This is a genomic window from Paraburkholderia nodosa (assembly GCF_001718195.1).
Lineage (GTDB): Bacteria > Pseudomonadota > Gammaproteobacteria > Burkholderiales > Burkholderiaceae > Paraburkholderia > Paraburkholderia nodosa_A.
This window is the reverse complement of sequence record NZ_MCNV01000014.1, coordinates 81178-94213: the sequence shown is the minus strand read 5'-3', so window position 1 is coordinate 94213 and position 13036 is coordinate 81178. Positions and strand designations below refer to the sequence as shown.

11 protein-coding genes are annotated in these 13036 nt (G+C 62.1%); 6 read left to right on the top strand and 5 right to left on the bottom strand.

Translation table 11 applies throughout. The features are described 5' to 3' along the window. The first annotated feature begins 703 nt into the window (after positions 1-703). The 5 genes from BFD71_RS42870 (at position 704) to BFD71_RS22990 (ending at position 3666) form a co-directional block, all read left to right on the top strand. Entirely contained in the window at positions 704-1021 is a 318-nt protein-coding gene (locus tag BFD71_RS42870; protein WP_370684304.1) for a PAAR domain-containing protein, read from the top strand. Between the two features lie 413 nt (positions 1022-1434). Further along, positions 1435-2037, top strand: coding sequence for a hypothetical protein (locus tag BFD71_RS23000; protein WP_256094885.1), 603 nt, complete (start codon positions 1435-1437; stop codon positions 2035-2037). A 74-nt stretch (positions 2038-2111) separates the two neighbouring features. Further along, positions 2112-2522, top strand: a complete 411-nt coding sequence (locus BFD71_RS22995) for a hypothetical protein (protein ID WP_069266620.1) — start codon at positions 2112-2114, stop codon at positions 2520-2522. A 413-nt stretch (positions 2523-2935) separates the two neighbouring features. Beyond that, entirely contained in the window at positions 2936-3223 is a 288-nt protein-coding gene (locus tag BFD71_RS39315) for a PAAR domain-containing protein (protein WP_083245413.1), read from the top strand. An 89-nt stretch (positions 3224-3312) separates the two neighbouring features. Then, a complete protein-coding gene (locus BFD71_RS22990; RefSeq protein WP_176732943.1) occupies positions 3313-3666 on the top strand; it encodes a hypothetical protein in 354 nt (117 codons plus the stop codon). Positions 3667-3684: 18 nt separating this feature from the next. On the opposite strand, the gene BFD71_RS22985 is transcribed toward BFD71_RS22990, so the two are convergent. The 4 genes from BFD71_RS22985 to BFD71_RS22970 all read right to left on the bottom strand — a co-directional run bounded on the left by BFD71_RS22985 (position 3685) and on the right by BFD71_RS22970 (position 10458). After that, positions 3685-4632, bottom strand: coding sequence for an OmpA family protein (locus BFD71_RS22985; RefSeq protein WP_069266618.1), 948 nt, complete (start codon positions 4630-4632; stop codon positions 3685-3687). Further along, positions 4616-5626, bottom strand: coding sequence for a type VI secretion system-associated protein TagF (gene tagF, locus BFD71_RS22980; RefSeq protein ID WP_069266617.1), 1011 nt, complete (start codon positions 5624-5626; stop codon positions 4616-4618). The genes BFD71_RS22985 and tagF overlap by 17 nt, the downstream gene beginning before the upstream one ends. After that, positions 5623-9468 carry a type VI secretion system membrane subunit TssM gene (gene tssM, locus BFD71_RS22975; protein ID WP_069266616.1) on the bottom strand — a complete coding sequence of 1282 codons (3846 nt, stop codon included), beginning with the start codon at positions 9466-9468 and terminating at the stop codon, positions 5623-5625. Before tssM ends, tagF begins: the two co-directional genes overlap by 4 nt. A gap of 132 nt (positions 9469-9600) precedes the next feature. Continuing rightward, positions 9601-10458: a M15 family metallopeptidase gene (locus tag BFD71_RS22970; RefSeq protein WP_069266615.1), complete on the bottom strand. Its 858-nt coding sequence runs from the start codon at positions 10456-10458 to the stop codon at positions 9601-9603. Between the two features lie 144 nt (positions 10459-10602). On the opposite strand from BFD71_RS22970, the gene BFD71_RS22965 reads away from it, so the two are divergent. Next, positions 10603-11520: a hypothetical protein gene (locus BFD71_RS22965; RefSeq protein WP_069266614.1), complete on the top strand. Its 918-nt coding sequence runs from the start codon at positions 10603-10605 to the stop codon at positions 11518-11520. A 39-nt stretch (positions 11521-11559) separates the two neighbouring features. Here BFD71_RS22965 and BFD71_RS22960 read toward each other — a convergent pair whose 3' ends face one another. Then, positions 11560-13008 carry a 3-deoxy-D-arabino-heptulosonate 7-phosphate synthase gene (locus BFD71_RS22960; protein WP_069266613.1) on the bottom strand — a complete coding sequence of 483 codons (1449 nt, stop codon included), beginning with the start codon at positions 13006-13008 and terminating at the stop codon, positions 11560-11562. Positions 13009-13036 lie beyond the last annotated feature (28 nt).

The following is a 13036-nucleotide window of genomic DNA, read 5'->3' as shown; positions in this document are numbered from 1 at the left end:
CGGGCCGCCGGGTCAAACTTGAAATCGATTGCTCGATCAGATCCGTGATGTCCAGTTTATCGTGCTATTTGGCGTCAAGCCGGGATGAACCGTGCCACGTTACCGGATACTTCATCACGACAAGGCCGCCGCGAACGGAACGGGAGTCGCGACGCCACAACCCGTCGGCGCCGATGGGACTGCTGCCTCAACATCGCAAACGCCTGCGGAGGATTCATCTACCGACACTCAGATGTCAACGGACTCCGATTCTCCACCGAAAATGCAATACAGGTTTGTCGGTTTGGACGGTAGCCCGATTAGTGGCCTGACTTACCGCGTGCAGTCCGATAGTGCGACAGTTGATTGTTCCACCGGCGAGGACGGCAGTTCCAGGGGCAATCCGCTAGCGTCGTGGATACCGCGGCCACTGCGAGAAAGAATAGTGGAAGAAGTCAGCCTGGTCATATCGACATTCGGACGTATCATCACTATGATAGTGATTTCAAGCGCAACTACCTTTGCGTGGGCGGCAGGAACACCCAAACGATCCATCGAACTATGGCAATGGGGCTCGACCAAAGATTACACAGCCTGTCCGTATTCTGCAGGCAAGCCCGTCGCGGGTGCGCGTGCGGGTCGACTGGACAGAGATCGTTAAAGGTGGCGCGAGCTACTACGGAATCGGCCGGACGGATCTGATTCTCGTAAAGGAAACAGGTTCGTGGCGGATCGACGACGCGTATGCTTTCGGTGCGCCAAGCGGATCGCCAAAACAATTCGACATGTTGATCGATGGCTTCGACGGGTTGCCCGGGATAGTTCACCTTCGACAGGACGCACCGTAATAACCGCCGCAGTTTGCTTCCGAGAGAAGGCCGTCCAACGCTTCCTGATACTCAACGGCGACAAGACTACGGCGAGCGGGGCAGTAGTGGCAATGTCAACCACGATTCAACTCGAAGGTCATGACATTGCTCACGAAGGCGATGACGTGCAATGCCCCGCACGCAACACCGCGGGCAAAATCAAGTGCGATTGACCTCGTCGAGTGACGACGGCGTCAGATGCCCGGCATGCGGCGTTGAGCGACGATCTCTGCGTCTGTTAATCTAATCCGCCGCCGAAGCTTGTGGCTTCGCAGCAGTCGATGTCAGTCGACGCATAGCGCTCAGCGCCCGTCGCCGTCATCAGCCGCGGCAATCCTCCCTCGTAGAAGAGGTAGTCCTTCACGGTTTTGGCGTGCATTCGATCATGACGGGTATCCACTGGAAGAAAGCAAAGACATGCCACGAAGACAGTCGATAGCAACGCTGCAGACGGCACCCAAGGATTCGCTGCGGGACATGGTGAGAACAGTCGCACCGATGAGCCTGCTCTTGCCTTGGTACCGGCGTTTCATATGCCGCCTATGCCGACGATCTTGCGGTCTCTGGGTGGCCGTGGAAATTCGCGATGCTCGTCACTTTGACGTGCTCTTTCTCGCCCTTCATGATCTACATGATGTACCGCCGCACGAACTTGCTGTGGGTGTGTGGGCTGGTCCAGTCGATCGGCATATTCGCGGTCTATTTCTTTTTCGGCATTTTTGCGTACTTTTACTATTTCATCTTTGCGCCACTGCATCCGGTGGTTAAATGGCCAGGGCTTCTGGGTGGCATCGCATTGACGTTGTACTGGCTGATCATCATCAAACGAAGCGTCCTTCATACAATCACGACAACTTCTTTTGTCGACCGCGCTTTTATCGATCAAGGGTCCAATCTCGGCTTTCAGATTCAGCCAGGAATGATGTTGTTCGATCAACTCCACAATGAGCGCTTGCCTTTCCCGAAGATTTATTACTGGATCGTCTGCGGTGTTGCGCCGTTTTGCCTTATTCTGAGCCGACTCCTGAGTTCCAGCTTTGGAACGAACGGTGTCCTTTTTTTTCTGGCGGTGTTGGGCATGCCGGTGTCGCTGTGGTTTTGGGGGGCTGCTGGTTCGCATCGTTGTCGTGATGGTCATTTTGCCGAGACAACTCGCGAAGGATCGCCGAAAGCCCGTACTAGTGGCTGAGTAGCTCAGTATCTGCAAATGTAATTCGCCGCGATACGACCGTGATTCACGCAAAGACCGCGCTTTGGAACGTAGTGAAGAAGACGATTCCGCTAACGCTGTTCGTCAATGTCGTTTCGATCACCATCGCCTTTGGTTTTTACGCGCTGGCGTTTCGTGTGTCGCTAGCGCCTTTCTGGATAGCTACGGCGATGTTGATAATTGCCGTCGTGGGACCATGCGTCATTGTTTTGATCGACAGAGGTCAATCGAGGCTCGTTTCACTGGGGCTCGCGAATATGATCATGGTGACGGCGTTTTACTTCTTTTTTGGCGTCGTTTTCTTCTTTTTCTACCTTATGTTCGCGCCGCTGCCTCTGTACGCACACGCTGTTGGTCTCGCGCTCGGTATCACGCTGACCGGCTACTGGATGGCAGTTACCGCCCGCGATGTCGACAGGGCGCTAGCGACCTCGCGCTTCGTTCAGCAGGCATTTGAGGACTAAGGTAGTGTCTTTCAGTATCGGCTGCAAAGTATCGCCAAGCTGGAGGCGGTGTTGAGTTCACGCAGCCCCTCTGGAAAGTTGCACATGTACCTGGTGCTGTTGATTGCACCTCTGTCGCTCGTGATCGTGCGCATTCTGACGCCAGTTTTTGGTTCGCACGGCCCGATCCTGCTGAGCGCGCCCTGATTCTATTTCCCGTTTCGCAATGGATTGCCGGACTCGGCGTCAGGCAGTATATCGTGATGATACGTTTGCCCAGGATGCTGGAACGCACGCAAGGGAAATCAGTCGTCTTTGTTAGTGATGACGTTCACTAATGCGCACAGACGCCGAAACCGTCGCGTTGCAGCAGGTCATATCGATCGACGCGTGATTGTCAGTTGAACCCATTTGTCGTCAAACTAGAGTGAACCATGCCGCGTTACTTGATACTTCAAGGCGACAGGACCACCACAAACGGTACGGTGGTCGCCACGCCAACCTCAATCGAGTTCGAAGGACGTGACGTTGCCCACGAAGGCGATGATGTGCAATGCCCCGCATGCAACACCACGGGCAAAATCAAATGCGATGGACCGCGTCAGGTGATGACCGCGCCCGATGGACGACATGCGGCATTGAGCGATGACCTCTGTATTTGCAAATGCGATCCGCCGCCGAAGCTTGTGGCATCGCAGCAGTCCATGTCCGTCGATGCATGATGTATGACGCTGCGTTCAACACCTTAACCCGCCGCTTGCTCGTCGGTTTGCTGTCCGTATTGCCGCTCGCCGCTTGCTCGGAGCGGCCGATGAACATCGACGTCTCAATCTACAACTACTGGCCCCGCGCGATCTACGATGTCGCGGTCAACGGTCAATACGCAGGTGGTGCTTATATGGCCTATCACCCAGGCGGTGCGGGTGGCTCGACCGTCTGCTGCGTGAAGGTGAAGCCTGGCCCGATTTCGATCGATTATTCGCTGGGAGGGCCAGAGGGCGCCCCAAGATTAGGCGAAAGAATCCATGCAACCGCCGTCTTGCGGGAATTGCCGGGAGATTCCAGCGTACTCACGGTGCATGTGTATCCAAATGAAACCGCCGTGGCTGAGGTATCCAAAGAATACGTCGATGAACGCCCAGCGCCGGAAGAGAAAAGACAGTGAGTTCGCCTTCCCGTCCCCCTACAACCCCGCCCGAAACTCAATCCGCCGATTCCTTGCCCGCCCATCACTCGTATCGTTCGAAGCAATCGGCTGGTCAGGACCCACACCAGTCGCCGTCATCTGTTGCGGCGAGATCCCCTTGCCGACGAGATACCCTTTAACAGCATCGGCACGCGCCTGGCTCAGCGCAATGTTTGAAGTGCGATTACCCGAGTTGTCCGTATGCCCGATGATCGCCACAGTACGCGTATTCATCTTCGCAAGCACGGCCGCCATCTGATCAAGAATCGCCCGGCCTTGCGGCGTGAGCGTCGCACTGCCCGTTTCGAATTCGATCGTGCGATTCGCGAGCGTCTGGTCGAGCAGCCCCTGCTCGGACGCGCTCACGCGCAACCCATTGCGGATCGTATAGGTCGGATTGAGCGCGGTGGCCATGTCGCTCGCGATCTGGTGGCGCGTGGCCTCGTTGCCCACCTCGCCGCGCATGTCGATCTGCGTGCCGTCGATCTTCAGTTGTCCTTTATGGATCTGCTTGAGCTGCGCGTTGAGCAGCTTCTGCACGTTATCCGACCAGTTAGGCGGCGTCGCTACGTCGCCCACTTCAATCTGATCCACGACGTTCGCCGCGCCATAGGTCTCGCGCAGACGAGAGAGCACAGCCGCGTGCGTGGCTTCGTCGGGCACCTTGCCGCCTGCCACGACCTGGCCGGGCGCCGTATCGACAGGCGCGGGCGTGGACGTGGCGGTCGAGCGGGGAACAGTATCAGCCGTAGAGGCCGCCGGGTTCGCCGCAGGAAGCTCAGTCGTGCTGACCTGCGCGCCGCTGTTGTTCACGGGCGTGACGCGAGCAGGGCTCGCATCGTCGGCCCACGCGTTCGAGCCAGCGAATCCCAACACGCCAGCCGCGAGCGCCGCAGCCATCGCCGTACGCACAGGAGCGCGCGCCTGTTTATCCGCGCCGAGCATGCCCAGCCTCCCCAACGAACGCTTCCTGGAACGTGTCGATCGCAAGACGCAGCGACAGTTGCGGCTGATCGAGGTAGCTGACGAGTTTGCTGATGCCATGGTCGCTTTGTGCGTGACCGTCGATCCATTCGGGATCGTCGATATCGATGTTGTGGGCGGCGTAGGTTTGCGGATCAACCACGCTGTGCAGGGTCCGGGCCGATGCGCCGTTGAAGCCGACGATGAGCCGCTCGCGCTGCGCGATGGTGCCGATGAAGATAGCGAGTTCGAAGTCCGCCTTCGAAACGAACGGCGCGATCAGCTCCAGCCAGAATGCGGCCACGAGGCTGCGGTAGAACGGGTCGACCGGCAGCGGCAGCGTGAGGCCGCGCTCCAGATGCGAGGAGCCGCTCGTCATCACTGGTCGCAGGAGCGAGCCGAGCGCGAGCATCGCGCCGCGCAGGCGCACGGGGTGGCCGCTCGCGAGCAGCATCCGCTCGAGGCCTTCGAGCGTCTGGTGTTCGACGAAGTCGTTGAAGGTGCCGTCGTGCGGGTTGCCCACGCCGCCCACATCCACGGGAACCTGGGTTTCGCCGAGCGCATGCAGCGCGCCCACCGGTTCGCTCGTGCCAAGGAGCGGCTGCATCTGCTGCGCGGCACGCGACCACAGCCGCGCGAAGGCGAGCGGGCTGCGCGCGAGAAAGGCGAGCGGCTGCTCGACTTCGAGCGCGGTGGCCGCGAGAAACGGAAAGCGCCGCGACGACTGGTCCTGGCTCGCCACCATGTGCCCGGCGATCGCGAGTTTGCTCTGCGAGCCGAGAAACGCGAAGTGCATGGGCTGCGCTTCGGCATAGACGATCTTCCACCGCGGATCGTCGGCGAGCAGTTCCATCGCCTGTGCGATCCAGCGGTCCAGTGTCTGCAGCAGCTGCGGATTGTGAGCACTCTTGACGAAGTCGCCGCGCGACGGAATCTTGCCGAAGTACGCGATCTGCGCCTGAACGGACTGCGTCATTGCGCGGTTCCTCCTGTCTGAGTGGGGGCCGCCGCGGCCACGGCGGCGGGCGACGCGCTCGCGCCGGCCGCAGGGTTGGCAGCCGCACTGTTCACTGTCCCGACGCTTGCGATCGAAGAGGGCAGTTGCACGCCGCTCAAACCTTGCTGCTGCGGCGCGTTACTGCTCGCAGCCGTGGGCTGCGAGGTGCTGACGATGCGCATGCTCACCGATACGGTCACGCTGCCTTGCGTCCACGTCAGGTCGAACGTGCCGTCCGGATGGCGCGTGCGCTGTGCCGAGTTGATGAGCTTCTCCAGGCCGTAACGTCCCGGCTCGTTGACGAACTGAATCGTGCGACCGTCGAACGTGGTGGCCGAGAGCGTCGCGCCCGGCGCGCCCTGAGGATTGGGCCAGACGAAGTTCGTCCACTGCGGCGGCGTGTTGCGGTAGCGCAGTTGCTGGCCGTCGATCGCGATCGTGTACTCGGTCGTGCCGCTCGACGGCTGCGGCAGGATCTGGAACACGGTCTGCGGCTCGGACGAGCCTTGTCCCGCGCCCGCCGCGCCGCCCGCAAGCGGCGCCACCCAGCGCGCGAAGCCGGTCGTGAAGTCGGGCGTGAGCGTGAGGCCCATGTCGCCCCAGGTGCGTGCGGAGAGCGTGTCGCCGCGGCGCACGGCGAGTGGCCCGAGCGTGGTGCCGACGAACTTCGAAATCGCACCGTCCGGCCCGAACATCTGGGCGATTTCGCTCGCGCCTGCCTCGATCTTCGCGCTGCCCGCAAACGGGTACTTGTTCGCGAGCGAGGCCTGGAACGGTTGGTACACCTGCGCATTCCAAACCTTGTTCACTTCCACGGTCGCAGGCTGGATCACCACGGCGTAGGCCTGCATGAGCGGGCGCACGAGCAGCGGGCGCAGCGCCTTCTTCTGCGCGTCGGTCAAGCCCGTGAGCATCTGCTCGTCGACGAACTTGAGCGAATCGGAAAGTTCGGAGCCGTTGCCGTCCAGCGTTTGCTGCATGAGCTGGCGCGCGCCCGGTCCCGGGTCGCCCTGATTCTTGATGACGTTAAGACGCGTGCGCACCTTCGAGAGCGAGTCCATGTAGCCGCCGAGCAGCGACGCGTTGTCGTGCGTCACGACCATGCGGCCCAGCCCCGCGAATGCCTGGCCGATCGGACCCATCGAAGGCTCGACCGGATTGCCGTTGAGGTCGAGATTGGCCGTGGCAGTGTTGCCCGACATGCGCGAGAACCATTGCCTGACCCATCCCGTCACGCCGCTTTCCGCGCGCTTGATGCTCACGCTCGCGAGCGATGGGTTATCCCACGAGGTCTGGTCGTACGCGGTTTCGAGGATCTTGCGGATCGGCGAATCCTGCGGGTCGCCCAGGCGATTCATCGCATCGACGGCCTGGCCGAACGTGCCGAAGTCCTGCACGGCAATGCCCTGCATGAACTTCTGCCAGTTCTGCGCATACTCGGTCTTGTACATCGACACCAGCGCCTTCTGGATCTGCTCGGGGCTGCCTTCGAGCGTGAGATCGTCTTGCGCGGAGGTGTTGAGCACCCAGTCCTTCGCTTGCAGTTCCTTCGTCGCGGCGTCGCGGATCGCGGGCTGCACGTACTGGAACCACGCCTCGCGCGTGAAGGTGCCGGAAATCGCATAACTGCCCGCAATCAGCGAGGTATTCGTGTCGCCGACGATGCGCGCCACCGTCATGGGCGCGAAACGCGTGGAGGCGCGCGCCTTGATCTCCTCGTACACGCGCTGACGCGCCGGCATGCCGCGCACCACGTGGCGCAGGTTTTCTCGCGTCTGGTCGACGAGCGCCAGGTTCGCGTCGATCATCGGCCAGTCGTCGTCGGAGACGCGCGCGAGGTAGAACGTGATCATGCGCTCGGCACTCTTGATCATCTCGTCGCGAGGCATGTTGCCGCGATTCGTTTCGAGCCAGCCACGCCAGAAGCGCGCGATCTGGTCGGTCAGGTGCGCGGCCTCGACGTGACGCTTGTCGGAGAGCATCAGGTAGGTCTTGAGCGCGTTGTACGCGTCTTCGACGCTCGTGGGCGAGGCGGCGCTATAGAGGCCGCCCTGGCTGCCGGCCGCCATTGCCGTGTGCGCCGAGACGGGAATCGCACCCGAATCGGGCGTATGCGACATCGGCGCGAGCAGTTCGGGATGCGCGTCCACGTCCTTGAGAAACGAGGCGAGATTCTGCGAGACGGGCGTCAGCATGATCTGCCGTACGCCGCTGTAATACTCTTCGAGCAGATGCTGTTCGAGCCGGTCGCCCTGGTAGAGTCCGAGCGAAACGGCGAGCGGGCGGTCGCGACGGAACTGCTCGAGTTGCTCGATGCGGTCTTCGAGAATGTCCATGGCCTGCAGGCGCGACTGCAGGTCGTTGCGGTTCTGCTGCATGCGCTCGACGTTGTCGAGATCGGCCTGCACGTTCGCCACGAGCTGCTGGTTGCCGATGGTCGACCACGTCCAGCCGCCCAGCGCGAGCGCGAGCACCGCGACGAAGCCGAAGAACGTGGCGTAGCGCATGCGCGTCTTGGCAGGGCTCGCGAACTGCTTCACGGTTTGCCGGTCCGCGAAGATCACTTTCGAGAAGAGATCCCGCAGGAAGAAGCCGTTTTTGGAAAACGCGCTATGCGGCTTGGGCAGCCCCTCGGCGGAGAGCACGAAACGGTTGGCAATGCGCTGCGCGGCGGCGCTGCTGGTTTCGCCTTCCTGCAGCGCGCTCGTGAAATAGAAGCCGCGGAAGATCGGCTTGTACTGGAAAGGGTTGTTCTCGAACAGCGTAGCGAGGAACGCGCGCAACGCCGGCTTGATCGCCGAGAATTCGAGCGGGAAGCTCAGTTGCCCAGGCGAGAGCTGCTTGCCGCGGCTGAGCGACATCTGCGCGATGCTGATTTCCTTGAGGCCTTCGTAAAGCTCTTCGAAGCGCTCGTCGAACAGCGCGACGATATCGCGCTTCTCATCCGGCTCGTAGGGCAGGGTAGCGCCCCACACGCGGTCGTACTCCTGGCGGTCGTTGCTGCTGAAGAATTCGGTGAAGCCGGTAATCAGGTCGGCCTTCGTGAACATCACGTACACGGGCGCAAACACTTCGAGCTTTTCGGTCAGTTCCTGCACGCGCTGGCGCAGATTCTTCGCGAGGTTGATGGCGAACTCGGGGCGGTTGCCCGTGAGTTCCGCGATGCTCGCGGTGACGATGATGCCGTTGATCGGCGCCTTCGGACGATGGCGCTTGAGGAGGCCGAGAAAGCCGAGCCATTCGCTGCGGTCTTCCTCGTGGACCGAATAGCGGCCCGCTGTGTCGAGCAGGATGCCTTCGGTCGTGAAGAACCAGTCGCAGTTGCGCGTGCCGCCAATGCCGTGCACCACGGCGTCGTGCTTGTCGGCGAAGGGGAATTGCAAGCCCGAGTTCAGCACGGCGCTGCTCTTGCCGGCTGCAGGATTGCCGATGACGATGTACCACGGCAACTCATACAGCGCCGAGCCGCCCGAAAGCTGGCCGATCTTCGAGGACTTGATGGTTTTTACGGCGTCGACGAGCCGCGTGCGCAGCACATCCAGCTCCGCCTGCCTGGCAGGGGCGGGTGCGGGCTCTCCGTTATCGGTCTGCGCCTGCTGCTCCAGCATGTCGCCGAGCTTGCGGTTCGCGCGCCGCACGCGCGCGCGGCGCCAGAGCCAGAACACGAGCCAGATCGCGAACAGCGCGCCGAGCACGGCAGCGGGCCAGACCGGGCTGATTTGCAGTGCATCGGCCGCGATGAACAATGCGGCCGCGAGCGCGATCACGCCGACGACAGAGAGCGTGCGCGTGTTTGTCAACACGTTGAAGAAGCGTTGCATAAGCCGTTCAGGTCCTGGTGCCTTGGGTGCTGTTTGTCGTGGTGTGCGGTGTCGTCACGCAGCAAGAGGTTTTGCCGCCCGGCAGAATGAATGAACGCCCCATAAAACTCCCCATTTATTTCCCGCTGCGCCTCATTTAACAATTGCCGGCGCGCGACCCAGAACGAAGCCGGGTTTGTGATATTCGACGTGGCCCAGGTCCATCAATTTCCAGCGTCCGCCCCAGGTCAGGCCAACCTGCTCGGCCACCTGGCCGTATAACTGATAACCCCGCATCGCCCAGGGATCTTTTTCTGAAATGACGAGCTTGCCGTCACGCAGAAATGCGTTATCGGCCGCGAGTCCATATTGGTGATAGCTTTGGAAAGCTGCCGCGTTTGTCACATTACCGCCCATTTGCGCAAGCCTGTTTTGCCGCTCGGGGCTGCGGTAACCTTCCAGTAGTGCCATTTCATAACCGTATTGCTCGCGCATGATCTTGTAGACGAGCAATAGCCGCGTGCGGAAATCCGCATCCAGCAGATTCCAGTCGCGGCTTGCGTCGTGCAGCGCGGGCCGCACCTGCTCGACCTCCTTCGTGGCGAATACCTCGGGAGGCAGCGGCGGCGGTGGAACCAGCTGCTCGCCGTTCAGCAAGGCAGCGATTTTTTCGTCCGGCACCCGGGGCGTGTCATCGTATTGAAATAACTGATGACCGCGCAATGTAATGGCAATGAGCGGCGGCGTCGCAAGAATACCTGCGGTAATGAAAATCAGCAAGCGCCGCCTGATGAGTATATTTTTCATATCGGCCATTCTCGAATGAGAAATTTTTGCCGACTTAAAGAACTGACTCCGGGCGTGAGTGGCGCTTGCTGAAGCGCGACGCATAATTAAATTATGCAATTCGAATAACGTGCTGAAAAGCGATGCGCGTACGGCGGGCAGCAGCAAGAGTGCGGCCAGTGGTACGGCAATGGCAAAATAGGCGACGAGAGCAATGGCGACCAAAAGCGAACCCGCGGAGTGGCAATTGTTTTTTGTAATGCTTGATTTTAGAATCAGCGCTGCCCGAAGTTGGGCCGCCTCGTATTATTGCGGTGAAACAGGCTCAATTCAATGAGCACAATGAGCACGATTCCAACGAGACAGTGAATGAGTGCGCCGGACAACTCTACCCCCAAGGCTGCCCCCAGCCTCCTCGCCGACACGCCAGCCAGCGTCCCGGGCGCACAACCGGGCGGCTCGCGCATCCTCGCGAATCTCGAGGGCCGCGTCGTGCCGCCGGCCGCGCCGCCTGGTACAGGTCGGCGTTCGCGCACGCCGATGCTGGTCGGGGCGCTGGTTCTGATCGGCGCCGCCGGTTTCGGCGCCTGGCACGTGGCCGAGCGCAGCGCACCAGCGAACGCCGGGACGCAGGCGGCTGCCACCGCCGTTGCACCGATAGCTGCCCCTGCAGGGGCAGCGCCAACCGTCGCGAACGCGGCGAGCGCGCATGATACGGCGTCGGCTTCGCACGCCGCCACGATCGTGAGCGACGACGAAACTGCCGACAACGCGAAGCCCGCACCTGACGCCGTTGCGTCCGCAACGGTACCCGACGATGGCCGGCTTTCGCGTGCGTTGGCCAATGGCGCGCGCGATGCCGGAGCGAGCGCACCGGCGGGCGGTGCGGCGCCGCAGGCGAGCGCGTCCGTAGACGCGAATCACAAGCATCCGGCCAAGGGCGCCGAAGCCCGCCACGAAGCGAAAAGCGCCGCGCATGCAGGGAGCGCCAAGGGTGAAACGCTGGCGAAGAAGCGACACGATGCGCGGCCAGGCGGCCAGAAGGACGATTCCGATGTCGATCTGCTAGCCGTGCTCGTTGCCCGCACCAAGCCGGGCGATGGCAAGGACGCGTCCGCGCACGCGTCGAAGCCGGCGGCTGGCAAGCTCACGCTCGCGCAGCAAGTCAAGGCGTGCGGAGAACAGGGCTTCTTCGAAGATCAGCTTTGCCGTTGGCGCGTGTGCGACGGGCATTGGGGCAAGGATCCGGCGTGCCCCGCGGCGGCGCGCGCAAGCACGGAGCATTGAGGCGTCAGCGCGCCTCTCTCGAACGCACGCACGCGCACTTCAACAAGGCCGTTCGTTCGCTGTGGACTGTGAACACCCCGGCGAGCACCCCGTTGCATCGCGAATCGTGGCCATCAGGTCATCGGGGTGCACCATCAATTCGCGCACGAGACGCAGCATCGAATACTGGTCGAGCACGGCATGCCAGCGCGACGAATGCGTGAGGTGCTGCCAGACAGCAGCCAGTATTTCCGGATCCGCATGGCGCCCGTCCCACTGGGTGCTGGCGTATTCGAGGCTCGCCGGTGCGGACAAAAGCTGCATACGGCTCGCGGCGTTGAGCATTCGCGAAACGCCGTTGGCGGGCGCGTCGCAGCAATAGAGCACGGCGTTCAGCAAGCCGCACTCGTCGAAGCCTTGCGCGCGTAGCGAGGCGCCGTGCAGTCGCACGGGCCCCTGCTGGGTCTCGAACGTATACACGACGTTTTCTTCAGCGTGCGTGAGCAGGCGCAAACCGCGCATGAGCCGCGGCAGGTCGGTCGTTGCGGATTCGACGGATGCCTTCGCTTCGACGAGCAGGCGCACGTTCCAGACGGGCACGATATCGAAGGTCTTCGCATGCAGCCGCTCGAGCAGGACCACGTCCCATTCCGTTTTGGCGCGCTCGTGCGAACCCGGTATCGAGGCCGGAACGCGCATCGAACTCACGACACGGTACGCGTGCGGGTTCTCCTGCGCCGCGTTGAGCCTTTGAGCCAGAGATTCGAAGGCTTGGATGGCCAGCGCTTCGACAGCCGCGCCGCGTCGCTGCGACGCCCGGCCTTGCGCCACGGCCGCCGGCGTACCCGGCCGCGGACCATACGCATCCAGCAATGATACGTATTGCTGCACGAGTGGGTCGGGCGCCAGGGCTTCGAGCCGGCACAAGCGCGCCAGTGCCGGACTGTTCTGCAGATCGGCCAGCGCGGGTTCGAAAGCCGAGCCCTTCGCAAGCTCCGGCGAAGCGAGAAGGTCTCGCGCGGTTTCATGGAGTCCCGCGTAATGGGCCTCGTGGTGCGCCAATGCCGCGGACGCATGCAGCCGCGCAAGCGCTTCGCGCTGCCAGGCCTCGAGGGCGCGCTGCTGTTTGGCTGGATGCGCGATCGCATTGACCGCAGCATGGATCTGCCGGCGGTCCTGATCGGCCTGTGCCGAAAGCGAGGCAAATTCGCGTACGTGGGGCGCGCGGTGCCGCAGCACCATCGCCTGAAATGCCCGGTCTCCGGAATCGGCGTGCATCGCCTCCGTGATCATGGCCGCGAGCGCGTCGATGAAACGCGGCTTCAGCGTCGCGTCGGGTGCTCCGCCATGTGCGATGGCTTCACGCGCCTGTTCGATGACGCGTGCGAGAGCCGTCGCCGGATTGGCGTGTCGAAGCGGCAGCGCCGAAGCCGCGGGCTCTTGCGGCAAGCGATAGCGGCGTGGGACGTCGCGAAGGATCTGTTCGAGCAGCAGAGCGGGTGAGGACATCGGCGATTGTGCAGCACGCGCGTGCGGG

Coding starts and splice junctions, on each gene's coding strand:
- BFD71_RS23000 (WP_256094885.1), top strand. CDS start 1,435: ATGCTCGTCACTTTGACGTGCTCTTTCTCGCCCTTCATGATCTACATG.
- BFD71_RS22990 (WP_176732943.1), top strand. CDS start 3,313: ATGAACATCGACGTCTCAATCTACAACTACTGGCCCCGCGCGATCTAC.
- BFD71_RS22985 (WP_069266618.1), bottom strand. CDS start 4,632: ATGCTCGGCGCGGATAAACAGGCGCGCGCTCCTGTGCGTACGGCGATG.
- tagF (WP_069266617.1), bottom strand. CDS start 5,626: ATGACGCAGTCCGTTCAGGCGCAGATCGCGTACTTCGGCAAGATTCCG.
- BFD71_RS22960 (WP_069266613.1), bottom strand. CDS start 13,008: ATGTCCTCACCCGCTCTGCTGCTCGAACAGATCCTTCGCGACGTCCCA.
- BFD71_RS22965 (WP_069266614.1), top strand. CDS start 10,603: ATGAGTGCGCCGGACAACTCTACCCCCAAGGCTGCCCCCAGCCTCCTC.
- tssM (WP_069266616.1), bottom strand. CDS start 9,468: ATGCAACGCTTCTTCAACGTGTTGACAAACACGCGCACGCTCTCTGTC.
- BFD71_RS39315 (WP_083245413.1), top strand. CDS start 2,936: ATGCCGCGTTACTTGATACTTCAAGGCGACAGGACCACCACAAACGGT.